Below are 25,104 nucleotides of genomic sequence, written 5' to 3' on the forward strand. Positions count from 1 at the left end.
GACAGGACCGGGGCCGGGCGGCGTGGCCGAAGGTCCACCCGACCGCCATCACCGCTCTCACCCAGGAGACACATCGTGAACGCAACCGTGCACGCGACGCCGTTGGCGCCGAGCCCCACGCTGCCCTGGCCGCTGCCGCCCGTGCTGTTCGCGGACAGCCCCAACGCGGGGCCCGCGGCCGGCGGCAACACCGTCACCCTCACCGGTCTGGGCCTCAACGCCGCGACCCAGGTTCTCTTCGGATCGGCTCCGGCCACCATCGTGGCCGGTGACGTCCTCGGCTTCAGTCTCGTCGTCGTGGCCCCGCCCGGAAGCGGCACGGTGGCGGTGACCGTCACCACCCCGAACGGCACCAGCAACCCCGTGGCCTACACCTATCTGGTGGTTTCGCCGCCGCCCGCGCCCAACCCCACAGCCATCACGCCCGTCTCCGGCCCGGTCACCGGCGGCACCGTGTTCGTCATCACCGGTACCGGGCTCGCCGGGGCGAGCGTGACCTTCGGCGGCACCCCGGCCACCGTGCTGGCCAGCACCGCGAACGTGATCGCGGGCCTGACCCCGGCGCACGCCGCGGGCAACGTCCCCGTGGTGGTGACCACCGCCGGTGGATCGGCGAGTGTTCCGGGCGGCTTCACCTACCTCGCGCCCGCGCCGCCGGTCGTGACGGCGGCCATCACTCCGTCGGTCAGCATCCCGGCAGGTGGTGGCGTGTTCACCATCGTGGGCACCAACCTCACGGGTGCGACCGTGACCGTCGGGTCGACCGCGGCGACGGTGACCACCAACACCGGTACCGTCATCACCGGCATCATCCCGGCCGGTACCCCGAGTACCACCGTCAACGTCACCGTGACCACCCCGGGTGGCACGGTGTTCGCCGGCACCATGACCTACACCGCCTGATCGACCCGGCGGCGCGGCCGGCCTTCGGATGGCACTCCGAAGGCCGGCTACCCGCCTTGGCACGCCGATCCTTTTCAGGGCGGGCACTGGTCGGGTGACAGCCGGCGCACGAGCGGGAGCCGGTTGAGCTGCGGCTCGATCGGGTGGTGCTCGGCGAGCACGCCGCGGTGGCGTACCGCCGGGATGCCACAGTCGTCGAGCAGGGAGATCAGGGTCTGGACCGTGGTCGTCTTGCCGGACATGTCGAGCCCAGCACGGACCTTGCGACGTCCTCACGTCCCGACCACATGGGAAGACCCGTTGGCCGCCGGCCTCGCTGCTGGCACGATCCTGGGATGACCGACCACTGCGACGCCGTCCTCCGTCTGTGGGGTCGCCAGCTGTACGAGCGCCAGAGCGAACCACTCGCCTGGGCGCAGGCGGTCCTGCGGGCCACCGGTCGCCCGCCGACCGCCCTGGCAGCCCGGCTCAACGACGAGACCGACTGGGTGCGCAGCAGGGCCGCCCAGGCCCTCGGAGAAATCGGCGGCGACCAGGCGCTCGCCGTGCTCTGGCAGACCATGACGCAACGCCGCAACCCCAAGGCCGGGCATCTCGCCTCAGCGATCGCCGCCTTCGGCCCGCCGGTGGTGGAGGACCTGATCGCCCTCACCAGCGACCCCGACCCGGACCTACGGGCACTGGCCTGCCGTGCCCTCGGCTCCACCGCCGACGACCGGGCCCTGCCCGTACTGGAACGCCTCGCCGCCCACGACCTCGCCAGAACCACCCTCGGCGGCCTGGTGGCACCCACCGCCAAGCAGGGGCTGCGCACCGCACACCGCATTCGCGCGCGCACCGCACCGCCCGCCCGAGCCTGGCGCTCGTCTCGACGGCTCGTTCTCCTGGCTCGGACACCGGTCGAACCGGGTTCACCGGATTCCGCGTGCCGACGGCAGCGGTCGAAGCGGGGTCTCGTCCACCGCCCCCTGTCCGCGCATAGAGTTTCCCGGTGACCCGCCCCGACCCGTACGACGTCCTCGCCCAGTGGCTCGCCGCCGGCTTCGGCAAGCACGGCCGCGCCCTGCAGGGCACCACCCCCACCCGGTACGAGGCCGACGTACGGGACCGGCTGTACTTCACCGAGGAGACCACCGGCATCGGCGCCTGGAACGCCAACGAGTCCACCGCCTCCACCTGGGCCTACGCCCCCGCCCTGCGCCCCCCGAACCCGGACCGGCCCTCCCGCCGCCCGCTCGCGCGACGTGTCTCCCTGCACAACCCGGCCCGGCGCCTGGCCGCCCTCGCCGCCTTCTACGCCTACGCCGCCGGCGCCGGCCACATCCCCGAACCGCCGTTCAACGCCTCAGCGCTGCGCCCGGCCCCCACCGCGCTGCCCCGCGCCGCGCCGCTCACCCTCGAACAGGCCGCCGCCCTGCAGTACGCGGCCGACGACATCCTGCCCGGACGCCACCGGCGCGGCCCCTACGACACCGCCCCGCACCGCGACCGCCTGCTCGTCCACCTCCTCCTGGACGGCCTGCGCCCCCGCCAGGCCGTCGGCATCGACCTGGAGGACCTGCACGAGGAGGACCCGCACCGCCGGATCCGCACCCTCACCTGCCCGGCCCCCAAGGGCGACGGCACCATCACCCACCAGCCCTCCCGCGAGGTCTGGCAGGCCATCGCCGACTACCTCCCCCACCGTGTCGACGGCCGCGCCCCCGACACCGGCCGCCGCCCCCCCTGCTCACCAGCCGCAACGGCCGGCGCCTGGACTCCAACACCATGCCCGGACGCATCGTCAAGGCCGTCGCCGCACGGGTGCCGGAACTCATCTTCGAACCGAACACCGTCACCCCCGACCGCCTGGCCATGGCCCCCGCCGTCCTCCTCGACCACCCCCTCCCCCAGCCTTTTTACAGACCCCTAACCAGCGTTCTTGGCCACCCCTTGAGGGTTTGGCAAGCCCGTGGGGGCCGGAATCTTCACCGGTCCGGCCTTGTTGAGCTGGTTCTTAATGCCCGGCAGCTTACGGTTCGTTTCTGCCTCTGTCTGCTTTTCTACCTGCTTGGCATATTGTTCGCCGATCTTCTCGCCTAGATGGACGCAGGAGACAATATCGCCTGCTACAGGAATCGACGCGCCGATATCCCAAATCAGGTTGTACGTATCGCCCGTATTCAAGTCCTCGCCGACGGCGTAGCCATTGACGAACGCCTGCGTAAGCGTGATGCTCAGTTGTCCCGTCTTCCCTGTCAGCTTGAGTACCCTGGGCAGATCACCCGCGGGACCAGACGCGCAGTCGAGTGCCTGTTTCTGCACCGGATTCAACCGGTTATAGAGACCCGGCTGGTTCCGGTACGGCGCAGCCTGGTCGTTTCCACCCACGTTGTAGTTGTCGGAGGCGCCGTTGTCTGCGTTCCCTCCACCGTTGTCGGAGGGTGCGCTCGGATGGTCGTCCGTGTTGCTGGGCTGTCTACCGGTGTCCGACTCGTTGTCGCTTTGGTTGCCGGTGTCCGAGCCACCATTGTCGGACCGTTTGCTCGGATGGTCGCCGGTGCCCGAACTGCTGCCGGAACCGCCGGAGTCCGACCCCTGATCGCTACCGCCCGAGTCGTCCCCGGGTATTTGTTGACCCGGCATAGGAGACTGGGGTGCTGCTACGGCTGTGGCAGCACTTGTGGAAATCAGGAGTGCACTGCTGAGGCAGCAGGCGCAGATAAGCCGGGGGATTCGCCCCCGGGCCGTGGTAGTCATGATGACTCCGTGAGCGAGTATCGCTTGCACTGGGGCGCGGATTCGCTTTGGCCGTCTAGGGCTAATCTATTGAATGAGTGACCACTTTGGCGCCGATCCCGATAGGGGGTGCGGCCCTGGCCTATAGCCCATGCTTCCCTTGTCATTGCTTCGCCGCAACGACGAGCTCCTGCACCAGAGCGGCGAGCAGCCCCGGCAGGGACGGTGCAATGCGCTTCTCGGGCGTTCCTCCGGTCCCACCCTGCCGGATCCGGCCCTGAGCGTCCCGGATAGCCGTCACGGAGTGACGCGTGTCAAGACGGAACGTGGCTCCGTGACGGCTACGGGGACGGGGCCGCCTTCAGGCGCTCACGCCAGGCCCGGGTCCGACACGCGGACGAACAGAAGTGCGAGTCGGACCGCTTGCGGATGCTCATGATCCCGCCGCACTGCTCGCACCGCCCCGCGCCGAACATCGTCTCGCCGAAGATGACCGCAGTTCCGCGCGCGATCAACAGGTCCCGCCGCTTCCGGTAGCGCCAGGCCCGCTTGCGGCACACCGGGCCGCAGAACGTCGGCCGAGCTGTCGCGCCCTTCGGCAGCACCGTCCGGCACCACGCACAGCGCGTCCGTGGACAGCATGACGTTGGCAGGCTTGACGTCGCGATGAACTCCAGCCGCTGCATGGACATCCACGCCTGGAACACCGCCAACGGCAGAGTCCCCGCCATCTGGGACTGCGCCGGCAGCCGCAACGAACTCTGGACCCTCTCCCCCAACACCGCCGGACCACCTCCCGCAGCCCGGGGCCCGCAGACGCGCGCCGTGGGCCCCGGGCGTTGTCGCGCTACCGCCGCTAGCCGCCCGCAGGAGGCCGGACGAGGAGCAGCCCCGCGCTGTAGGCGCGGGCCCGGCCGACGCCGGTGGCGAGGGCGTCGACGAAGGCGTGCGGGTCGGTGACGGTGAGGGCGCCCTTGATCTCGGCGCGGCCGATCTTGGTGCCCTGGTGCTTGGCGGCCAGGCCGAGCTTGGGCAGCATCCGGATCGCCAGGGTGTCCAGGTCGGCGTCGGCACCGATGCGGCGCACGCCGCCCGGGCCGACGCGGTCGGCGCCGTCGGGCTGGAGCCGGGCGGCGAACCACTCCTTGACGTAGCGGGGGGTGGTGTCGGAGAGCCGCTTGCGGACCAGGGTGCCGTCCGCGGACACGGTCTGGCGGTCCCGGGTCGGGTTCACGACGATCCGGAAGCCGTACCTGGCGCCGGTGCGCACCGTGGTGTCGACCTGGAGAAGCGCGATCTTGTCGGCGAGCGCCGCACGGGGGATGGACGACCAATCGGGCTGGACGCGGGACTGGACGATCAGCACCAGGCTGTTGTTCTTCAGGTCCAGCGTCCAGGTATTGAGGATGCCCATCTGGGCGCGCGGGTCCGCCTCCCCGGGCTCGGTCCAGCCGTAGAACCCGGACATGACCAGCCGGTGCATGACGTGCGGGTCGAGGACGGCCTTCTGCGCCAGGGCGTGGGTGGCGTCCAGGTGCAGGACACTGTGGCAGGCGACGAAGCGGGCGGTGTCGGTGGAGGCAGTGGTCACAGCAGGTGGTCCCATCCGATGGACTCGCCGGGTTCGATCCGTACGCGCTTCTCCCAGCGGGGCGCGTAGGACCGGTGCACGGTGTGGAAGGTGATCGGGTGGTCGGCGACCGCGGAGGCGCCGCCGGTGCCGGCGGGTACCTCGATCCACGTCCACGGGCGGGGCTCACAGTCCGGCGAGAGCAGCTTGGTGGCCGCGAGGACGTCCTCGATGCGGCCGGGGTGGACACCGCCGGAGATCTCGCCGGCGGGCGGGCAGTTCTTGCGGCCGAGCCAGAGCAGGCGCCGGGGCTGTTCGAGGGCGGCGGCCAGTTCCTCCAGCAATTCCCTGTCCGGGTGTTCGACGGCCGCGACGAACTTGGCGTCCGCCAGATAGCTGCGGCTGGTGATCATCGGATCGCGACCGACCTTGCGGGCGAGGAGGGCACCGCCCTCCGGGTCTGGGGCGATCCCCTTGGGGGCTCCGTACCAGCCGGTGACGGCGCGGGCCGGCATGGTGCCGAACGTCGCTCCGGTGGCCGCCTCGAGGGCCGTGGCGGCCTGCTGGGCGCGCCGGTGGTCGGTGATCAGGTCGCGCGGGCGCAGCGGGTACCGGCCGCCGCCGACGGTGTGGTAATCGCGGACGGGGGTTCCCGGCCGGTCGGCGCGGACGGCGAAGCGGAGCTCGTCGAGCGGCTTCAGCGGCCTCTTCGGGTCCTGCGGGTCCACCGGCTCGTCGCGGGAGTAGCCGGCGGCCGCCGCTAGCAGGCCGATGAACCCGGACTTGGTGGGCCTGAGGTGGGTGTCGCGCCGGTCGAAGCGCGAGACGAGGCCCCAGGCCTGCAGCGGCCCGGCGAGCCGGGCCAGGAGCACGTACGCCTGGGTCACGGGGCGGTCAGCTCCCCGGCGGTGTCGGCCTCGGCGGACACCAGGGTGCCCTCGGCGGCGAGCCGGTCCAGCAGGTCCTGGACGCCGAGGTCGTAGGTGAGGACGCGGCCGGCGGCGATGTCGGAGCGCTTGCGGGTGACCAGGCGGTGGTGCTTCAGGAGCCTCTCGGCGGCGAGGCTGGCGCCGCCGCCGGCCTGCTCGTCGATGGGCTCCTCGAAGACGGCGGAGTAGTTGAAGGGGCGCTTGCCGTCGAAGGCGAGGACCAGCTTGGGCAGGGAGCCGGTGGAGGCGGTGGTGTTCTTCTTGGCGGCCGGCATCGCGTCGATGAACGCCTCCACGAACTGGCGCTCGGCGGCGACGGCGGCTTCGTCCGCGTCCTCGGCGCTCATGCCGCCGGCCATGAGGTTGACGCGCAGCTGGACTCGGTCGAGGGCGGCGTGCCGGTAGAAGGTGCCGGAGATGAGGGACTGGTAGCCGGTCATGCCGGCGCCGGCGTCGTCCGCGGCGTCGAGGTAGTCGAGGGCGTTGGCCTTTCGGCGGATCTTGGAGTCGTCGGCGGCGCTGTAGAAGTCGTCGATCTGGGCGGCGGCGTGGACGGTGAAGGCGGGGCCGGTCATGACGGCGCCGTCCACGTTCGGGGAATCGGCGATCTCGGCGAGGAAGCGGCCGTAGAGGGCGATGTCGATGGCGTCGCGGGGGGCGAGGGCGGCCAGCACGGCCGCGCGGACGGTCTTGGGCAGTGTCGGGATGCCGGTCTCGGCGGCGTCGGCGGCCTCCTCGACCTCGACGGGCAGGACGTCGTCGTCGGTCTTCGCCGTGCGCTTCCGGCCCTTGGCCTTGGCGGCCTCAGCGGCCTTGCGGGCCTCCTCGAACTCGCCGACCCAGGCGACGACCTCGTCCCGGTGCGCGTCGAGGTGCTCCGCCAGCTTGGCCCCGGCGTCCTCCGGGGCGAAGAGCAGGACCTTGGTGAGGTTGCGGGTGCGCTCCTTGTCGCCGAACTTGAGGCCCACACCCTCCAGTACGGCCTTGGCGACGGGCAGGGCGTCCTGCTCCTCCCAACCCAGGCCCCGCAGTGCCTCCGCGGTGAGCAGCGCCCACTCACGGGTGCGGATGCCCATGGTGTAGCCGGCCAGGGCGCCCTCCCCGGCGTTGGCCTTCTCCCGGCTGAGGGTGCGTTCGGCCCGGCGGCGGGCCTGGGAGGTGATCAGGTTCCGGGTCTCCCCGCCGAACGGGATGATCTTCGCCATACCGTTCTCGTCGCGGACCGGCAGGACGGCGACGAGGCTCTCGAGGGCGTGCAGGGACAGGAACTGGTGGCCGTCGAGCCGCTCGGACACGGCGTTGGTCCGGATGATCGTCATGTCGTCAGCCGTTCTTCTTCGCAGGGAATTCGGGGGTGTAGAAGGCGCGCGCCCAGCTGTACGGGGTCTTCCTGCCCGGCGTCTTCCACGCGGACAGGTCCTCGACGAGTCGGGCCCAGGAGGGCGGTGCGACCTCGCAGGCCCGAGCGCGCTCGACGGCGTGCTGTAGGTGGCGTACGGGCACCTCGCGGGAGGCCACCAGCCGGTCGAGGAGGCGCTTGGCCCCGGGGTCGTTCTGGCCCCGGCCCGCGGGGGAGCCGATGCGGCGCAGGGCGTCACCCATCGAGCCGTAGCCGGCCTGGGGCACGCTCTTGCCGGCGTGGTAGCGGGCGAAGAGGAAGGCGACGCGCTCGAAGGCCGGCCGGTGGGTCTCCTCTGGGCTGAAGGAGGCCGCCCGCAGTCTCGGCTCCGACAGGGCTTCGGGTCGGCGCAGGTCGGCGAGGCGGCCGTAGTCGTGGGACCACACCAGGCCGCACAGCCAGCTGGTGAGGCGCTGCTGCGGGGTCCGTTCCGTCGCGGGTTCTCCGTCGGGCGCCTCGCCGGAGGCGTCGGGCCCGGTGTCCAGGAGCTCGAAGAGGTCGAACGGTAGCTGCTGTGGGTCAGGCACGCGGCGGCTCCTTGAGGTACGCGGGGCAGGTCGAACCGGTCAGCCGCTTCTTCAGTCGCTGCTCCGCCTGGGCCCGGGCGTTCATGCCGCGCCCGTTGGAAGGCAGCGAGCTCAGGCGGTCCGCCAGGACCTTCCAGGTCAGGTTCCGAATCTCCGTCCCGAATTCCGCGAGGGGGCCGTTCCCGGGGCTGATGCCACAGCTCACCTCGGACATCAGCGCGAAGAAGTGGTCGGCCGCCCCCGCCCACAGCTCGGGTTCGGCGTGGAAGCGCTTGAGCAGCCTGGCCTTGTCGGCCGGCTTCGGGTTCGGGTAGGTCGCGTCGCGGGCCGCCGACGCGGCGGCGAACAGGGCCTTGGCGGCGTACTCGCAGATCGCCAAGCCCTCGTCCGCCGCCTCCTTCAGCTTGTCCTCCTCGCCCGGCACGTAGGGGAACGTGCCCGACACCCAGGCCGTGGCGGTCGCCTGCCGGGAGACCAGGCCGACCGCGACGAGGTCCACGCGACGGTCGATCAGGCGGGCGAGCCGGTCGTACAGGTCCGCGCCCTTCGTCAGATCCTGGGAGGCCGTGGCCGTGGCCGCGTACACCGCGTGGGCCTCCCGCCACAGCATGCGGTCCTCGCTGGGGCGCAGGGGCAGGATCTTGCCGTCCTTCCGCGCCTTCTCCAGGACCGCGTCCTGGAGGTACATCGGCGGCAGGGGGTCGAGCAGTTCGCCGGCGGCCTGCAGGACCCGGTCGACCATGACCTTGCCGTCGACCAGGACGGGACGCAGGAGGATCGAACGGCCGAGGAAGGAATGGAGGTCGGCGGGGCCGTCCGGCTGTCGGGCCACCTTCCGGGCCCGGAAGGTGCGCCGCCCGGGGCGACCGTCGGTCCACGAGTAGTTGAAGGTCCCGGTGCGTTTCCCGGTGCGCCGCCTTTCGCAGGGAGTCAGGTTCAGCCGGAGTGTGTCACCGAGCGTCGGGCCGGTGGCCACCACGCGGATCCGGGTGCCGAGCCGTCCGACGGCCTGATAGGTCAGCTGCGGGCCGAGCCAGTCCGATTTGGCCATCGCCCGGCCGCCCAGACCGTACGCGTGCTGGGTCAGCATGGCCCGGAATGCGGCGTCGGGGAGCATCGGTTCGGGGTCGTGCAGGTGCACCTTGTCGAAGAACTGGTTGTAGTCGCCCGCGCGTTCGATGACGAGCTGCGCGGTGCCCACACCGTGCTCGGCCATGAACGGCGCGAGCAGTGCGTTCTGTCCGAGCGGGCGCTCCGGGTGGAACAGGTCCCAGTGATCGTCGGGCTGGCCGGCCAACCAGTCCGCTGCGGGTGCGAGCGACTGCCGGTCCTCCACCCAGCGCTGCCACTCGTCGGCGTCGCCGGGCGCGTGGCCGGCCGCGTAGAGGATCGCCATCAGGTACTCGAGCACGGCGACCTCCTCGCCGGGAGTCGAGCCGACCAGAGCACTGAAGCCGTCCGCGCCACGGAGGAGTTCGACCAGCCCCACGTGTCGGACCTCGGCCCGCCGCCTCTCCCCGGCCGTTGTCAGTACCGACTGGCAGGCTTCCGTCCGCGGATCCCATCGCCGGGGTAGATCGCTCGATTCGATCAAAACTCAGTACCTCCTTGTGATCTGATGCCCAGTCACATAGGCGGACTCTACTGACTCCGGAGGCGATCGGGTGATGGATTCTCAGAAAATCACTGTTTCGAGGGTCGCAGTCTGGGGTAAGACCGACCGATTCAAGATCAGCGGCGACAGCGGCGGAGCACCGTGGAACCCGCTCCTCGCCCACCTGCTCGATGCCGCGGCCTGCGCGGGAGAGCTTTGGGACCGCTACCTCGCCCGGCCCGTCCGCGACCGCCTGGTCGAGGCCCTGGGGTCGGGAGACCTCGACGCCGCCCGCCGCAACGCCATGTTCTACGCGGCCCTGCACGACGTGGGGAAGGCCTCCGCCTGCTTCCAACTCCAGTTCGCGGACACGACGCATCGGCACCTGCGCGAGGCGGGCGCGAAGTGGCTTCGACTGGCTCACCAGGTGGGCCTTCCCCTCCCCAGGGACCACCGCGCGGCCTCCTGGATCCGGCACGAGCACATCACCGCCTTCCAGCTCCCCCGTCTCCTCGGCTGCGCATGCGGGGACTGCGGCGGCACCGGTGAGCGGCACGAGGGCCTGCACAGGATGGCCCTGCTGCTCGGCGGCCACCACGGCCACATCCCCAGCCTCGATACCGTGAAGCGGGCCAAGCGCGCGGTCCGCGACGGCGAGTGGGACAGCCTCCACCAATACTTCATCGACACCCTCGCCAACCTCTTGGGTGTCGACCTCAAGCGGCTGGCGGACCGGACCACCCTCGAACGCCCGGCGACGCTCCCCCTCTTCGCGGGCCTGGTCGTCACCGCGGACTGGATCGCCTCCGACGAGGAGCGCTTCACCTACCGTCCGCACAACGAGCCCGCCGAGCAGTGGTGGGAGCAGTCGAAGTCGCAAGCCTCCACCGCGCTGAGCGCGCTACGGCTCGACGCCTGGGCCCCCGAGCCCGCCACCTGGGCAGAGCTCTTCCCCCATGCCCCGGCGCCCCGCCCGTTCCAGACCGCGGCCATGGCGGCCGCCCCGGCCCAGGGCCCAGTCCTGGCCATCGTCGAGGCCGGTACGGGATCGGGAAAGACAGCCCTCGCCCTCTGGTACACCCACCACCTCGCCCGCACCAACGGCTACCACGGCTTCTACACGGCGATGCCGACGCGAGCAGCCACGGACCAGGCCGCCGTCGAGCACATCGCCTTTCTGACCAGGGCCTTCGGAGCCCCTGGCGATGCCAATCTGGCCGTCGTCCACGGCACGGCCGAAGCCACCGAGAACGTCGGACGCCTTCTCAACGCAGGCGACACGACAGCTCAGCCGACCGACTTCACCGAGCTCATCCCGTTCATCGAGCCCACCCTCTGCGAACACGACGACAAGACCCACTCCACCCGCGCGGTCCTCGACCCGTGGTACCTCAGGCGCTGCGTCGGCCTGCTGTCCGCCTTCGGAATCGGCACCGTCGACCAGATCGCCCTCGCCGCACAGCGCTCCGAGCACTGGTTCCTGCGCCTGTTCGGCCTGGCCAACAAGACCGTCGTCATCGACGAGGCGCACGCCTACGAACTCTTCCAGGAACGGCTGCTCGAAGCCGCCGTCGCCTGGCTCGCCGACGCGGGGGCCTCGGTGGTCGTCCTGTCCGCCACCCTCCCCAGCGCCACCCGCGAGGCACTCGTCAACGCCTGGTGCCAAGGCCATCGCACCACGCCGCAGCCCGCCGACACCAAGGGCCCCGTCACCCTCGTCGACCGGCGCGGCCACATCGCCCACACGTCCCCCGACGAAGCCCCGCCCCAGCTCCACACCCGGCTCGACCTCCTCCCCGACCCCGGCCCGGTCGCCCTCGCCGGCCACCTCCTCCACGAGGCGGCCCTCGGGGGCATCACCACGGTCATCCGCAACCGCGTCGACACCGCTCACGACCTCTACACGCACGCCCGCACCCAGGCGGGCGGGCACGGCTGGAACCAGGAGGAGATCGTCCTCCTCCACGGCCAGATGCTCTCCCGCGACCGGCTCCCGCTGGAAAGCAGGATCCGCCGACTCCTCGGCCCGGCGGAGGACCGAAAGGCCCCCAACCCGAACCGGCCGCACCGACTCCTCGTCATCGCCACCCAGGTGATCGAGCAGTCGCTGGACCTGGACAGTGACCGGCTCTACACCGACCTGGCCCCCATCGATCTGCTCATCCAACGACGCGGGCGCCTCCACCGGCACGCCCCGAACGACGCCCGCAGGCCGACCGACCTGCGCATCCCGCGCATGACCGTCCTGTGGCAGCCCGACCGCGGATGCCTTCCGCTCGTCCATCCCCCGACCGGTAACAGCCCCGGTAACCCGGACGGTTACGTCTACGCCCCCTACGCCCTGGCCGCCACCCACGGCCTGCTCGACGGCCTCACGCGCGAGCAGGCCTGTCCGGACTGCCAGGAGGCCCGCCGCACCGGCCCGGACACCCGGATCGCATGCCTGTCCACGCCACGCGACAACGAACGCCTCATCGAATCCGTCTACAGCCCGGGCGCATTCCCGAGGACCCCGCTGGGCTCCCTGCTCGCCGAGACCTGGGACGCCTGGCTCGCCGAACACGACAACCACGAGAACACCGCCTACCCCCGCGCCCTCCAGCCCTACCTCCTCGACGGCTCCCCCACCGACATCGACCGCCTCAAGAGCGGATCCGCCGAGGGACAGGGCGACGACGGTAGCCCCGGCCTGGCCGCCCGGTCACGCCTCGCCGAGCCGACCACCGACGTCATCGTCCTGTTCCGGCAGCAGACCGCCGGCGCCGGCCGCCCCCGCGTCTACTACAGCTACGACCAGGGCGGCCTTCACGAGGCCGATTCCAGGTACTACAGAGTCCGGGACGACTCCGTCCGAGACGCCCGCCGCGCCCAGCAGCGAAACCGGCTGCTGAACACCGTCCCGATCCCGCGCAGCTGGTTCAGGCACCTCCCGCCGGTCGAGGAATGGGCGACCCCCGGCACCGTCCGCATCAACCGACGGCACGTCATCGTCCTGTCCCCCGAAGGCGCCTGTCTCAGCGGACCCGTCGGGCGACTGCGCTACAGCCCCACCAGGGGACTGCACCTCGTCCACCGGCCATGAAGCGATACGCTGCCCGTTCCTGCTCCCGGTGGACGCCGGGATGAGCCGGAGGTCCCGAGCTCTGAACCAGTACTCCCCGCGCCAGCGGGGGTCAGCTGGGCGGCTTCTTCCACACCGCCGGGCCGGTGAAGTCTTCCCCCGCACCTACGAGGGAGGGCTCGCGCCTCGTAGACCCTGTTCCGTCGCCATCGTCTGAGCCGGCTCGGAAGCCGCGGCACCGTAGGTTCTGACGTCGCATCGCCGCTCGCGTGAGCTGACCATCAACGCGACCTGGTTTATTTCGCGTCTACTAATGTCTTTTGTGTTCAAAGCTCGAAGCAGACGTGATGTGCGGCGGCCACATCACGATCCACCGGTAGGACTCGACTCCCACGGGCACGGAGAGTGACTCTCTCGCGGGCCTGGCTCTCGCCCTGCGTGATTCTGACCTGAGTCGGAGGGTGCGCTCCCGCCGAAAGCAGACGAAGTCTTCGAAGCCACGCAGGATGTGTCCGTCCTATCGACGAAGCGCCGACAAGCGGATCCGGTCCGTCCTATCCCCCGGTCCAGCCGTTGCCGTACTCGAAGCCGGTCTCCGTGGTGCCACGGAACGCCAGCGCCTCCTGGCCGATGCCGAGGGCGCCGAGCACAGTGTCGAGCGCCGCTTCCACGTTGTCCGACGAGCGGTTCACCCAGACGGCCGTGTACGGGGAGTGCCCGCCTTCGTACCCGCTCAGGGCGAAGTCCGTCCCCTTGATGCGGAACATGGCCACGTTCACGTAGCCGAGGTCCTCCCAGGTCCGTTCAACGCTCAGGCGCAGTCGCGCGGCGAGCACGTCCAGCGGTGGTTGAAGCCCCGCGACGATGTGGAGGGAGCTGGCGGCGAACTCCCATACGCTCTGCTGGAGCGCAGGGTTGCGCTTACCGCCCTGGTACGACGGGGCCGTCTCCCAGTCCGGCTCAGGTCCTGGCACTTCGATGTCCGCCATGTCGGACTCCCCTTCCTGACATCGGCACCATGACCGGTACTCGTCTCGGCCGGGCCCCGGCTCGACAAGCTCCATCAGGCGGATTGCCGGTTCAAGCGCTGACGGTCAAGGCACGTCAGACCCATGCCGCTGCCTTCCCCGGCGGGCGGTCTTGTCGCGAGTTCAGGGGCCGTCAGACGGCACCCCCGTGGCCCCTCTCCCATCCAGTCCGGTCCCAGTCGCCGGCGTAGGAATTTTCCGCGGAAAATCGGTGAGGTGCGAGGCAGAGGTCGCCCGCGCCCCAGGCCGTTGTCCGTAGCGGTGTCTAGAGTGCGCGAGTGAGATCACCTGAAGAGTTGGACACGGTCGACTGGTCGTCGCTGGGGCACGCCTACGGGAGCGCCGACGATGTCCCGGGCTGGATACGAGATCTGTGCTCGGGCGGCCCCGAACAGGCGCACAAGGCCATGGACGAGTTCTTCGGCCGGGTGCTGCACCAGGGCTCGGTGTCCTCGGCTGCCGTGGCGGCCGTCCCCTTCCTCGCGCACGCCGCGGTGCACGGCGTCCACGAGCGGGCGGGCGTGCTCGCGGCGCTGGCCGGGACCGGAGGTCCCGAGGCGGAGCCGGAGCCGGAGTTCGAGGACGAGGTGCGGGGATGCGCTCGGGTAGCCGCAGAGGTGACCGGGCTGCTGCATCTGCTGCACGACGACGATCCGCAGGTGCGCCGGAACATGGTGCGCGTCGCCCGCCGGGCGACCGGCGAGACCCTGCCGGCGGCGCTGCGCGAGCTGACCGCCTGTTTCGAGTCCGATCCTTGCGCCGCCGTGCGGGCGGAGGCGCTGACCGTCCTGACCCGGCTCGACGCCGACCCGCGGGCCGTCGAGCGCCGGCTGCGTTCGGCGCTCGCGGATCCGGTGCCGGCCGTCCGTGCGGCCGCCGCCGTCGACCTGGTGGAGCGGGCGCGGGCACCGTACCCGGCCGAGGTGGTCGCCGTGCTGGCCGAGGCCGGCGGCGACCCCGAGTTCTCCGTCAACAGCGGCGAGTTCGCCCCGGGGATCGGGACCGTGGACAGCCGCCTGTGGGAGCTGGCCGAGGACGCCGACGCCCTCACGGCCGTGGCCCGCGGCTGGATCGCTCGGGGCGACCACCAGATCCGCGGTTCGCGCCGGGCCCAGCGGCTCTCCGAGGTCTGGCGCGACCGCGAGAACGAGACCATCGGCCTGCTCACCGCCGCCCTGGCGCACGACCACGCCCCCTGGGACCTGTTCACCCTCCTCGGCGCCATCGCCAGGTGGCTGCCGGGCGCCTCCCACCCCGACCCGGCCCTCGGCGACCACCTCCTCCCCCACGCACGCACCGAGCGGCAGGCCCAGGAGCTCCTCGGTCACCTCGGCGACCAGCGCCTGCTCACCGACATCCCCGACCCCTGCCCGAGGGCACTGGCCGCCCTCGCCGCCCGCACCCAGCACACCGACCACCAACGCCTCGCCCTGCGCCACCCCGACGGCCACGGCCTCGACCAGCTCTACCCGGCCCTCTCCCCCGAGGCCGCCCGCACCCACCTGCCCGACCTCATCCACCTGCTGCACCGCCACCCCACGCCGACGCTCCTGCACCGCTTCGGGGACTGGGCCATCCACGACACCGGGCTCCTCGACGCCCTGGAGACTCTCGCGCGCACCGCCGACGACGGCACCCTCGCCATCGCCGCAGCCGTGACCGCCGCCCGCCTCGGCGCCGACCCGCACCCCGCCCTGCGCCTGCTGGAACAGCAGCTCTCCGACACCGGACGGCATCTGGAGGAGGCCGCCCGGCTGGGCGAGGCGGCCACACCACTGCTGCCGCTGATCGAGCGCCACCTCGACAACGGCAACACCCGGTACCGACTGCACGCCGCCCAGGCCCACGTGAACATCACCGGCGACCCGTCCGTCGCTGCCCCGGTCCTGACCGTACTCCTCGACCCCATGGGCCCCGTGGGCGTGCACGCCCTCCAGGCACTCCGCCGGATCGAACCGCGCTACCCCCAGCACCTGCGACCGCAGCTCCTGCATTGGGCCACCAGCGAACGCCGCTTGATGAGCGAATACACCGCCTGGGTATCCGGCCGGCGACAGCACCTCGACGACCAGCTCCGCGAAACGGCGCGCCAGATGCTCACCTGACAACCGCGCTGACCGGCGCGGAACGACGAGTTGAGTACGCGTACCCACGTGACGGCCGGACGGATACTCATGCGCCAGCCGTCCGGCCCCGGGCACGATCAGGGCCATGGAAGACGGTTCTCAGCACCCCAGTCGCCGCCGCAAGGCGGCCATCCTGCTCACCGGCCTGGCCCTGTCGGCCACGGTGGTGCTCGGCGCGGTGGCGCTCGGCGGGGCCTTCGAGGGGAAGCCGTACCCGGTGGCCGATCCGGCCGCTACCGCCGAACACCTCAACGACCGGGTACTGGCCGCCTACGACGCCCTCAGCCTGCCGGAGGCACCGGTGCTGAACCCGCAGCGCAGCCTCGGTGTCAGGGCCGACGTGTACCGCTGCCACAGGCGCGGGCTCGGAGGCTTCCTCGACAACCTGTCTGACAGCCCTCCGCCCGAGCCCCGAACCGCCGCAATCAACGCGGGCTTCACCGTCACCGGGCTCACCCACCCGCAGGCGGTGGACGCGGCACTGCGAGCGCGCCGGACTTTGACCGGGCGGGGCTGGGAGGTCGTCTCCTATGAGGAGTTCGACGGCCTCCGGCTGAAGCTCAAACCGCCGAACGTCGGCCCCGGATCCGTCTCCGGCACCGTCCTCGTCACGTACTACGACGGGAGCGGCTTCCTCGAAGTCAGCGCGCTCGCGGAGTGCGTCCGCTACCCCAGCGGCACCCCCGTGGATTCCGAGGGGGAGCCGGAGCACCTCCCCTCCCTCACCCTGCCGGCACAGGTCCGCCGACCGTGACCGCCACCTCCAGGCGCCCGGGCAGCGGATCCGCTCCATGGATCAGAGTCGGCGATTTTCCGCGGAAAATCCGGATCCGTCGAAGAGCTGCCGTCGAGCACCGGAACCGAGGACGAAGCGGTGCCTCGGAGAGCCGACACCGCTACAGCTGCTGGAGCCACAGAATTTTCCGCGGAAAATCGTCGGGTCTCAGTCGGCTCTGGCAGGGCACGGAGGCCAGCTCTTGAGCGCGTCGCTCCGCCTGCCATGACATGGCTGTGGCCGTCCGACGCCACCACACAACCTACGTGCCCGGCGCCGGAGCACTCATGGCATTCGGCCGCTGATGCCGGTGGAAGCCCCACTGTCGTCCTCACCGGGCCAGCGCCCTTCGAGGTGCAGCTGGATGAGCGCTGCGTGGGACAGCGGGCTGGTGGGGTCGGTGACGTCCCCGTTGGTGGTGTAGTCCAGGAGTACGACGTCGTCCTTTTGCCTGAGCTGCTCGACCAGGTCGGCGACTCGGTGCTCGAGGATCCAGCGGTAGGCCGGCAGGTAGATCCGGCGCCGAGCCGTTTCATAGGGCAGCAGCCGGTCGCCGTCCAGACCGGTTCGGTGGCCTTGGACGGGGCCGTACCGACGGACCGTCCGCTTCAGCCCCTTCATCGTGGTGACTCCGAGCCTCGCGGGGTCGACGTCGGAGTCCTGGAAGACCTTGAGAGCTTGCCAGATCCCTTCCACGGACTGGCTGGTCACTCCGTCGCTGTAGGGGACCGGGATACCGCCGTGCGGGTAGAACGGGCTGAACCGTACCCATGGTTCCGGTCCCTTGGAGGTCACGTCGATGATCTCGGCGCCGGGGAACGCGGCGGTCAGTGACGCCATCGCGCGACGACGGCTGGCGATACGGATCGGCATCTGAAGGCCCCCTGGTGTGATGACAGCGGCCACCGAGCATCCCCGACGGCACTGACATCAGGCCCGTCCGTATGACCGGGCAGCGCCGACGAGCAAGGGCCGCGTGTGTTCCTGTGGCTGCCGTCGGAGAGGACGAAGCGACCATCGTGTCCGAAGCCATGGCACCGGGGGAGTGGGTACGGGACTCGGAGTTGAGTACGGGTACTCATGAAGCGGCCGGACCGCGCCGTCCACGATACGAACCATGGGGAATGGCTTTCGGCAACGTAGTCGGGGACGCAGGGTGGCTCGCGCGCTCGCGGTCCTCGCGGTGGCGGGTTCGGTGGTGCTCGGCGGGGTGAAGGTCACCGGGGTGTGGGAGGGGGCTCCGTTCCCGGTGGCCGATCCGGCCGCCATCGCTGAGCGTCTGAACGGCCAGACACTGGCCGTCTACGACGCGCTCGAGGTGCCGAACGGGCTGGTGCTCGATCTGAGCAACAGCCTCGGGGTCGAGGCCGACATCTACGACTGCCACGGGCGGGGGCTCTCCCACTTCCTCGACAACCTGGAGGACACCGCCCCGTACGAGCCCCGCACGGCGGCGATCAGCGCGGGCTTCACGGTCACCGGGCTCACGCATCCGCAGGCCGCGGAGGCGATGGAGCGAGCTCACGGGGCCTTGACCGCGCAAGGATGGACGGTCGAATCCCAGGAGGCGCCCGACCACATCCAGCTGAAGCTGAAGCCCCCGAGTACCGGCCCCAACGGCGTCTCCGACACCGTCTTCGTCGACTTCTACGACCCGAGCGGCTTCTTCACCGTCGAGGCGCACGCGGAGTGCGCCCGCTACCTCGACGACACGCCCGTGGACTTCGAGGGGAAGCCGGAGCAGCTGCCGTACCTCTCGGTGCCGGACCGGCTCCGCCGGGAGTGACCACAGATGGCCGCGATCTGCTCGGAGAATTTTCCGCGGAAAATTCGGAGCCCATCGGAGACGGAACCCGTGGCCTGATCGCTGTCCTAGGGAGTCGCCCATGGGGAGGAGCGAACAGGGGCTGGGCAATCGGCTGCCGGCCTGAGCCGAGGCAGCCCAGCCCGTCGCCCCAGCGGGCCTCGGTTCCCCGGGTCCGATTTTCCGCGGAAAATCGGGACTCACCGGAAACCGCCTCAGCGGGCGGGTGTCCGACGGCGAGACGAACCGCCATGAGGGGCCCGTGCCCCTGAGCCGTCCGCGACTCTCCGGACCACGAAATTTTCCGCGGAAAATCCGGAGCCCGCCGGCAGGACCGGGCGGCGCATGCGGCCTTCAAGGGTCAGCGGTACAGCACGTCCCCCGTCTCCGGGCCGCTCCGATGGTCCCGAAACAGGACATGCCCCGTCCCGGGGGAGACGGAGCAGTCCGGGTCATGCAGGTTCAGATCCGCGGGGTCTGTGGGGAGGGCGAAGTCGGATCCGACGTATGCCAGGTCGAGGCTGAGGCTCACCCGCATACCGCTACCGCCGTCCGACGGCTGGAACTCCTCGACGTCGGCGAGTGGTCGGAGCCCCGCCTGGTGCTGCCTGAATCCCAGTCCCCCGCGCCACCGCTCGACGACCGCCTCGGCGGACAACGCCGTCGCCGCGTCCAAGGACCACCCCGGGTCGGCTCCGAAGAACATCCTCAGGGGTCTCCGGACCGTCGCGCCGAAGTCGGGTGGCTCGATCGTGATGTCGTCGTACGAGTGATCCGCCATGGTTCGGCGCTATCGCCACGACCGGACCATCGAACCGGGAACCGCCATGCCCCCTCCGTACAAACGCGGAGGCAAGCGGGTGCGGTGATGCGGTGTGAGTTCGCGTCTCCGTGGCGAGCCCGGGTGCGCGGAAACGCGTTCGCGGTCCGCCGGGCCGGTGGCATGGACACCAGTGACGTCCCCATCCGGGGACACCGAATTTTCCGCGGAAAATCGGTGCGTCAGACTCCCCTGGTCGTGAACCGCTTATCTGAGAGCGGCGGGCGGCTTCTGCGTGGGTTGGTCGGGCAGAGCTGGAGGTCGAACGAGTCACCCTCGTTGAGCGTCATGGCCGCGTTGCGTGGGGCGATGCGTGTTTCCCAGCATCCATCTCAGGAGCTGCCCCCCTGCCCAGCAGGGAGGTGGTCCGGATCCGGGCCGACGCACGGCGCGAGGGATCGTCGCAGGCGACACTCCGAGCCGACCGTGCAGGCCCTGCCTATGGTGATCCGTAAGAGCGCTCCTAGCTAATCGGAGTTCTCCCGGACCAGTACGCCGGGGCCGTCGGGAGTGACGACCGGGATCCAGGCTTCGGCCGCCTCCGCGAGTCGGGACTCGTCGAGGATCAGGGAGGGCGGGTAGGGATCGTCCTCGCGGCCGGAGCCGTAGATGCCCAGGGAGTCGACGGCGGTGCGCAGCCGGGCGAGCACATCGGGCGGCCACTCGGTGCCTCGGAAGCCCACCCCTTCAGTTCCCCGACGAAGATCTCCTTCATGTCCTCGTCCAGGTCCGTCCCGTAGAGCGGGACCAGGTAGCCCTCCTGCTCGTATTGCTCGCAGGCGTAGCCGCCGCACTGGTTCTGGTAGACGACGCCGGTGGGCGCCGCCACGATGACGAACATCCAGCCCGCACCGCAGCCGTCGGGGTCGAGGAAGACGTGTCGTTTCGGCCGGGCGTTGGACGTCGCGTCTGTCATCGGGGCGGTCTCCGGGGTCGGTCGGTCCTACGGCTGGTCGGTGGAGGCGCTCCGGTACGACGGTTCCGTGGTGAAGGCCCATGAGGTCATCGAAGCGGGGCTGGGGCTTATCGGACCACTGGATTTCAACAAGCGGCAGCCCGGCCGGCCTCTGCGAAGCGCTCTTCCTCTCCGTTGGCCGGGGTTTGCGGTCGCTGCCGGATTTTCCGCGGAAAATCCGGCAGCGCAATTTCCGTCGACCTGACGTCTTGATCGCTGGCACGATGGCCCGATGTCCTCCTCCCCGCCCACGGAAGCCTGGCTGCGCGGCATCGCGGCCAACCCCGCCGCACCGTCCGAGGTCCTGCTGCGTCTGCTCGCCCCGGAAGGACGCGCAGCCTGGCCGGTCCTCTGCGGGGAACGCGCCCTTCCCCCCGATGTCGTCGGGGCGGTGGTGACGCACCCCGAGCGGGCGGTCCGCCGCGCGTTCGCCCGTAACCGGTACGCCGATCCCGGGCAGCGCGGCCGACTGGTCGACGACCCCGATTCGCTCGTGCGCGCGGCTCTGGCGGCGGGGCGGAGGCCGCATCTGGGCTGGACCGAGGTGCTGCCCGACGCCGTCCTGGAAGCCCTGTTGACCGCCCGGGACGACGAAGGCGGGCAGGTGCTCACCGCCGCCGAGATCCGGCAGGAGCTGGAGTTCTCCCGGCAGATCCCGCAGTCCTTCCGCCGGGGGATGGTTCACCACCCGAACCCGGAGCTGCGGGCCCAGGCGACCGGCCTGTGGCGGTGGCTCACCCCCGCGCAGCGCGACGCACTCCTGGCCGACCCTGACCCCGTGGTGTCCGAGGCCGCGCGCGAGCACAGCAGGATCCTGGACCCGGCGGCGATGGAGGCGGAGCTGCCCGAACGCGACTGCCACTACCGCAATCTGCTGCTCATCAACTACGCCGTCTCCCGCACCGTCGCCGAGCGGTGCCTCGAGCAGGGGCGCGACCTGTGGTCGCTCGCCTCCAACCCCCACACGCCGGGCGAGGCCGTCGCCCGCCTGGCACGCGACCCCGATCCGAAGGTGCGCGAGCGGGTGGCCGCCCGCGCCGACCTGGATCCGGAGCTGCTGGCGGAGCTGGCCGAGGACCCGAACGTCACCGTACGGACCCGGGCCCTACTTCAGCCGCTGCCGCGGACCTGGCCGCAACGTGCCGCCATCGACCAGGTCGTGGGCCACGCGGCCGAGTGCATCGGGCCGGTCGGCGAGATGTTCCTCGAGCCGGAGCCGGACTGGTACGAGGCGTGCGCCGTGTCCCCGCACCCTCTGCTCCGACGGGTCGCCGCGGCGTGGGCCCGGCTGCCGGGGGAATTGGCGCACCGTCTGGCCGAGGACCCCGATCCTGAGGTGCGCCACCTGCTGGCGTACAACCATCCGCTGGCTCCGCCTGGGGTCGTGCTCGACGCCTTCGTCGCCACGCCGCGCCAGCGTCCGTACCTGCTGATGCTGCCGCGGCTTCCGCGCACCGGGCTGGGGCACCTCCTCGGGCACAACGATCCGGAGGTGCGTGCTCTGGCCGCTGCCGACCCCACCCTCACCGAGCCGCCCGTCGCCCTGCTGGCCGATCCGGATCCGCGGGTGCGCCGGGCCGCGGCCGCCAATCCGCTGCTTCCCCTCGAGCTGATCGGCTCGCTCCTGGATGATCCGGAGCTCGCCGAGGGGGCAGCGGCCCATCCGCGTCTGCCCGCCGAGCGCCTCCACGATCTGCTCGACCGCAGCGGGCTGGCCGGCACTCCGCGACCCGCGTGATCGGGGCGGGCCGGATCCATTCAGGGGACGGGGGGCTACGGGCGTGCGCCGTGAAGTGTCCTGAACGCGGATGCGCGGCCGGTGGGTCCGCTTGTAGGCTGCCGGGCCATGTTCGAGTACCACGGCTGGATCAACGTTCTCGAGACCGCCGGCGCCGATGACGGCGACGTCGCCGGTGAGGATGCGCGCCTGCGGGTGATCGCGGAGGGCATCCAGCGCCGGATCGACGAGATCGCGAACCCCTATCTCCTGGATCTGCGGTGGATGAACGGCGCGGTGTTCGTCCACTTCGGGGGCCAGCCGAATCACCGCGATCCGGAGATCCTCGATTTCTTCCGCGAGGTCGGCGGGCGGGCGCCCGGTTCGTACGGCCTGCTGCATGTGCGCGATGACGAGGACTCCGCGCACGGGAACGAGGTGCGTGTCCTCCAGATGGTCCGGGGTGAGGTGAGCGAGCACGCGGAGCCGTTGCTGTCCCCGTGCATCCCGGTCCTGGAGGATCCCTTTCATGGCTGACCGGGCGGTCGGATGTGGCTGACGCTCCAGCCGGGACGAGCCGGTCAGGCTCGGTCGTGGGCCGCGTTGCCCATCCGGTTCGAGCCTGCCTGAGTCGATGTCACTGATGCCGGTTAGCCTCACGGCAGGCCGTCGCAGCGTCCGTGGGGCGATCGCACGGCATCCCGACACCCGAACCCGATACGGAGTACCGGTGCGCGACTATCTCTCCGAGGTCTTCGCCATGCTGGGCCCTGGCGAGCGGCGCTTCGCCAGCCCCGATGCATGGGCAAGGCTGGAAGCCGGGATCGGCACCGAGCTCCCCGAGGACTACAGGGCCGTCGTCGACGCGTACGCCCCGATCCAGATCAACGGGCACCTGTATCTCATGCATCCGGCCACCGATCGGTGGAACCTCGGGAAGGACATCCGCGAGACGTCCCAGGCCTGGGCCGCGCTCGACTGGGACCGGGAGGACTGGCTGGAACCGGAGGAGGACATCCGCGTGGTTCTCGGCCTGGAAGAGGTGCGGTTCGGGACGGAAGACGGCCTGATCCCGATCACCAGCACCGATCGCGGCGAGTACATCTTCCTGGCCCCACTGCCCGACCGCAGCGGGCACCGGATCTGTGCGGTGGAGCACGACGGGTCCTGGTTCGAGTACCGGATGGGCTTCTCCGAGTGGCTCCACCGCTACCTGGTCGGTGAGGACATGGTCGGCCCGAACAGCTCCGCCTTCTACCCCGGTCCGGTGCTGCTCGAACCACTGCCGATGTCACCTGATGACCGCCCCGCACCGATGTACGGCCCGGAGCGCGGCATGTGACGGGTTCCACGAGCCGGGGAGGCCGGACAGGTAGCGGTGGCCGTAGACCGGGACGAGCTGCGGGACGGTCGCCAGCTCGGTCCGCGCGATCCGCAGCCCGGCCGGGGTCTTCTCCGGTCTCGATGCCCAGTCCGGGTGCCAGAAGCCGTTGTTCTCCACCTGGAACACTTCCCCGACCGCACGTTTGCCTTCGACGATTTCGGCCCGCTGCGGCAGTTCACGCTCGCCAACTCCAACCGCCCGAACCACACGGTCCAGACCCGCGAACTGCACCTCTGCCCGCGCTGGGGCGGACGACCGTCGAAAGTCGCATGACCCTGCCGATGGCACCGGCGACACTGACGCCATGACTGGTTCTGCACTGCCTCAACTGCTTCGACCGCGTGCCCTGAGGCCCGGAGATCTCGTTGTCATCGCCTCGCTGTCCGGTCCGCTGCCGGCCGCTTACGAGCCCAACGTCGAGCAGACGGTGGTGGTGCTCGAGCGGATGGGATTCCGCGTGCGTCGGGCTCCGCTACTCGACGTAGGACGCCGCCATTGGTGGAGCGCGGCCACGCCGGCGGAGATCGCCGGGGAGCTCAATGGTCTTCTGCGTGATCCTGAGGTGCGCGCGATCATCGCGAGTGACGGCGGCCAGACGGCGCTCGGCTACCTCGACCTGATCGACGTCGAGGCGATCAGGGCCGATCCCAAGCCGATCCTCGGCTACAGCGACATCTCCCTGCTGCATCTGGTGCTCTACGCGCGCACGGGTCTGGTCGGGTTCCATGCCGACATGGCCGTCCCTGGCTTCGGCGGACACTGGCGGTCCGCGCCCGTGGCGCGCCAGGCGGAACTCGAGAAGCTCTACTCCAGGTTGCTGACCGGTACCGAGGCGCTCGGTGCGCTGCCTGCGGGTCCGTCGTGGGAGTACTGGCGTCCCGGTCGTGTCGAAGGTCGGCTGATCGGCGGGGTGATCAATCGCATCGTGCTGGCGCAGGCGACGCGTTTCGCGCTGCCGCTCGAATGGTTCGACGGTGCGGTGCTGTTCTGGGAGGAGATGGGCGGCCTGGCATCGTACGTGTGGAGCTACCTGCAGGTGATGCGACACTGCGGCATCCTCGATCGGATCTCCGGCATGGTCGTGGGCGTTCCACGCGAGATCAGTGGACTCGAGCCCGGCGCGTCCCCCACCCTGCCCGAGATCGTCCTCGACGTCCTCGGCGACCGTGACATCCCGGTCCTGGGCAACGTCGACTTCGGGCATGCCGGCCCGAATCTGCCGATGCCGGTCGGCATCCGCGTCGGCCTCGATGCGCAGCAGCGGACGTTGTCGCTGCTCGAACCGGCGGTAGGGCCGCACGCGATGACGGGACCGGTCAGCTGAGCACCGCGGGCTCGTGTCGACCGCCTGCGCGGTGAGGCCGTGGTGACGGCTGCGGCAACGCCCCGCACGACCGCGGCGGTCGCCGACCCGGACCGCGCGGAGGTCCGCCCCGCCCCGTACGGTCGCGCCCAGGTGCTGGACGCGGTCCGCGAGGAGCAGGCCGGGCAACGCCAGTCGATGACCCGCATCGCCGATGCCGTCGGCGTCATGGTGTCCGCCCTGACCGAGCAGACCCGGGTCCTGCGGGCGCCGACCGAGGCTCTGGAGAGCCGGAGCGCCCCGGTCGCCGAGCACGGCCGTTCCTGGAGAGTCTCCGGTCGGGCCAAGCGGTTCTCCAGGAGGAGCTGCGCCGGTAGCAAACCGGTGGAAAACCCGGTGGGGGGGGGGGCCCGGCAAGCCGGGGGGCCCCCCCCCCCCCCCGGGGGCACCCCGCCCGCCCGGCGGGGGGGGGGAGACCCCCCCCGCCAGGG

The 25,104-nt window shown here is 70.8% G+C and carries 21 protein-coding genes and 2 pseudogenes; 12 read left to right on the forward strand and 11 right to left on the reverse strand.

Annotation, left to right across the window (positions count from 1 at the left end):
• Positions 1 to 75 precede the first annotated feature (75 nt).
• A complete protein-coding gene (locus ACFVWU_RS13520) occupies positions 76 to 903 on the forward strand; it encodes an IPT/TIG domain-containing protein (protein WP_387619268.1) in 828 nt (275 codons plus the stop codon).
• Positions 904 to 977: 74 nt separating this feature from the next.
• Here ACFVWU_RS13520 and ACFVWU_RS13525 read toward each other — a convergent pair whose 3' ends face one another.
• Complete coding sequence (locus ACFVWU_RS13525) at positions 978 to 1,145, reverse strand: hypothetical protein (protein WP_387619271.1); 168 nt, start codon at positions 1,143 to 1,145, stop codon at positions 978 to 980.
• 93 nt (positions 1,146 to 1,238) lie between these two features.
• On the opposite strand from ACFVWU_RS13525, the gene ACFVWU_RS13530 reads away from it, so the two are divergent.
• Together ACFVWU_RS13530 and ACFVWU_RS13535 are read left to right on the forward strand one after the other, a co-directional pair.
• On the forward strand, positions 1,239 to 1,898 hold the full coding sequence (locus ACFVWU_RS13530; protein WP_387619274.1) for a HEAT repeat domain-containing protein: 660 nt from the start codon (positions 1,239 to 1,241) through the stop codon (positions 1,896 to 1,898).
• Positions 1,895 to 2,815 (forward strand): hypothetical protein, encoded by a 921-nt coding sequence (locus ACFVWU_RS13535; protein WP_387619277.1) that lies wholly within the window; start codon positions 1,895 to 1,897, stop codon positions 2,813 to 2,815. The genes ACFVWU_RS13530 and ACFVWU_RS13535 overlap by 4 nt, the downstream gene beginning before the upstream one ends.
• Here ACFVWU_RS13535 and ACFVWU_RS13540 read toward each other — a convergent pair.
• From ACFVWU_RS13540 to ACFVWU_RS13565, 6 genes are all read right to left on the reverse strand, one after another.
• The gene (locus tag ACFVWU_RS13540) at positions 2,812 to 3,642 is read right to left on the reverse strand and encodes a hypothetical protein (protein ID WP_387619280.1); all 831 of its coding nucleotides are present in this window, start codon (positions 3,640 to 3,642) and stop codon (positions 2,812 to 2,814) included. The two genes, ACFVWU_RS13535 and ACFVWU_RS13540, sit on opposite strands and share 4 nt — an antisense overlap.
• Before the next feature lie 835 nt (positions 3,643 to 4,477).
• Positions 4,478 to 5,212 (reverse strand): type I-E CRISPR-associated protein Cas6/Cse3/CasE, encoded by a 735-nt coding sequence (gene cas6e, locus ACFVWU_RS13545; protein WP_387619283.1) that lies wholly within the window; start codon positions 5,210 to 5,212, stop codon positions 4,478 to 4,480.
• Complete coding sequence (gene cas5e, locus ACFVWU_RS13550) at positions 5,209 to 6,078, reverse strand: type I-E CRISPR-associated protein Cas5/CasD (protein WP_387619285.1); 870 nt, start codon at positions 6,076 to 6,078, stop codon at positions 5,209 to 5,211. The genes cas6e and cas5e overlap by 4 nt, the downstream gene beginning before the upstream one ends.
• Positions 6,075 to 7,439 carry a type I-E CRISPR-associated protein Cas7/Cse4/CasC gene (locus ACFVWU_RS13555; RefSeq protein WP_387619288.1) on the reverse strand — a complete coding sequence of 455 codons (1,365 nt, stop codon included), beginning with the start codon at positions 7,437 to 7,439 and terminating at the stop codon, positions 6,075 to 6,077. Before ACFVWU_RS13555 ends, cas5e begins: the two co-directional genes overlap by 4 nt.
• Before the next feature lie 4 nt (positions 7,440 to 7,443).
• Positions 7,444 to 8,046: a type I-E CRISPR-associated protein Cse2/CasB gene (gene casB, locus ACFVWU_RS13560; protein WP_387619291.1), complete on the reverse strand. Its 603-nt coding sequence runs from the start codon at positions 8,044 to 8,046 to the stop codon at positions 7,444 to 7,446.
• A complete protein-coding gene (locus ACFVWU_RS13565) occupies positions 8,039 to 9,640 on the reverse strand; it encodes a type I-E CRISPR-associated protein Cse1/CasA (RefSeq protein WP_387619293.1) in 1,602 nt (533 codons plus the stop codon). The genes casB and ACFVWU_RS13565 overlap by 8 nt, the downstream gene beginning before the upstream one ends.
• Positions 9,641 to 9,713: 73 nt before the next feature.
• Between ACFVWU_RS13565 and cas3 the strand changes: the two genes are divergently transcribed.
• Entirely contained in the window at positions 9,714 to 12,722 is a 3,009-nt protein-coding gene (cas3, locus tag ACFVWU_RS13570; RefSeq protein ID WP_387619296.1) for a CRISPR-associated helicase Cas3', read from the forward strand.
• A gap of 533 nt (positions 12,723 to 13,255) precedes the next feature.
• Here cas3 and ACFVWU_RS13575 read toward each other — a convergent pair.
• A complete protein-coding gene (locus ACFVWU_RS13575; RefSeq protein ID WP_387619299.1) occupies positions 13,256 to 13,690 on the reverse strand; it encodes a hypothetical protein in 435 nt (144 codons plus the stop codon).
• Positions 13,691 to 14,007: 317 nt separating this feature from the next.
• Between ACFVWU_RS13575 and ACFVWU_RS13580 the strand changes: the two genes are divergently transcribed.
• Together ACFVWU_RS13580 and ACFVWU_RS13585 are read left to right on the forward strand one after the other, a co-directional pair.
• Positions 14,008 to 15,834, forward strand: coding sequence for a HEAT repeat domain-containing protein (locus tag ACFVWU_RS13580; protein ID WP_387619301.1), 1,827 nt, complete (start codon positions 14,008 to 14,010; stop codon positions 15,832 to 15,834).
• Positions 15,835 to 15,940: 106 nt separating this feature from the next.
• Positions 15,941 to 16,609, forward strand: coding sequence for a hypothetical protein (locus tag ACFVWU_RS13585; protein WP_387619304.1), 669 nt, complete (start codon positions 15,941 to 15,943; stop codon positions 16,607 to 16,609).
• Positions 16,610 to 16,915: 306 nt separating this feature from the next.
• Here the strand turns inward: ACFVWU_RS13585 and ACFVWU_RS13590 are convergent, their stop codons facing one another.
• On the reverse strand, positions 16,916 to 17,503 hold the full coding sequence (locus tag ACFVWU_RS13590) for a DUF6939 family protein (protein WP_387619305.1): 588 nt from the start codon (positions 17,501 to 17,503) through the stop codon (positions 16,916 to 16,918).
• A gap of 283 nt (positions 17,504 to 17,786) precedes the next feature.
• Here ACFVWU_RS13590 and ACFVWU_RS13595 point away from each other — a divergent pair, with 283 nt between their 5' ends.
• Complete coding sequence (locus tag ACFVWU_RS13595; protein WP_387619306.1) at positions 17,787 to 18,416, forward strand: hypothetical protein; 630 nt, start codon at positions 17,787 to 17,789, stop codon at positions 18,414 to 18,416.
• A 379-nt stretch (positions 18,417 to 18,795) separates the two neighbouring features.
• Here ACFVWU_RS13595 and ACFVWU_RS13600 read toward each other — a convergent pair whose 3' ends face one another.
• Both ACFVWU_RS13600 and ACFVWU_RS13605 read right to left on the reverse strand, forming a co-directional pair.
• Positions 18,796 to 19,215 (reverse strand): hypothetical protein, encoded by a 420-nt coding sequence (locus tag ACFVWU_RS13600; RefSeq protein WP_387619308.1) that lies wholly within the window; start codon positions 19,213 to 19,215, stop codon positions 18,796 to 18,798.
• Between the two features lie 506 nt (positions 19,216 to 19,721).
• A pseudogene (locus ACFVWU_RS13605) lies at positions 19,722 to 20,170 on the reverse strand (DUF6210 family protein).
• A 271-nt stretch (positions 20,171 to 20,441) separates the two neighbouring features.
• Between ACFVWU_RS13605 and ACFVWU_RS13610 the strand changes: the two are divergent.
• From ACFVWU_RS13610 to ACFVWU_RS13630, 5 genes and pseudogenes are all read left to right on the forward strand, one after another.
• A complete protein-coding gene (locus tag ACFVWU_RS13610) occupies positions 20,442 to 21,947 on the forward strand; it encodes a hypothetical protein (protein WP_387619309.1) in 1,506 nt (501 codons plus the stop codon).
• Positions 21,948 to 22,055: 108 nt separating this feature from the next.
• Positions 22,056 to 22,463: an Imm7 family immunity protein gene (locus ACFVWU_RS13615; RefSeq protein ID WP_387619311.1), complete on the forward strand. Its 408-nt coding sequence runs from the start codon at positions 22,056 to 22,058 to the stop codon at positions 22,461 to 22,463.
• A gap of 193 nt (positions 22,464 to 22,656) precedes the next feature.
• Positions 22,657 to 23,268, forward strand: coding sequence for an SMI1/KNR4 family protein (locus tag ACFVWU_RS13620; RefSeq protein WP_387619313.1), 612 nt, complete (start codon positions 22,657 to 22,659; stop codon positions 23,266 to 23,268).
• A 198-nt stretch (positions 23,269 to 23,466) separates the two neighbouring features.
• Positions 23,467 to 23,556: pseudogene (locus ACFVWU_RS13625) on the forward strand (IS630 family transposase); the annotation flags it as partial.
• 58 nt (positions 23,557 to 23,614) lie between these two features.
• The gene (locus tag ACFVWU_RS13630) at positions 23,615 to 24,634 is read left to right on the forward strand and encodes an LD-carboxypeptidase (protein WP_387619315.1); all 1,020 of its coding nucleotides are present in this window, start codon (positions 23,615 to 23,617) and stop codon (positions 24,632 to 24,634) included.
• The last annotated feature ends 470 nt before the right edge of the window (positions 24,635 to 25,104 follow it).

The sequence above is a fragment of the Kitasatospora sp. NPDC058190 genome, from assembly GCF_042883685.1.
GTDB lineage: Bacteria > Actinomycetota > Actinomycetes > Streptomycetales > Streptomycetaceae > Kitasatospora.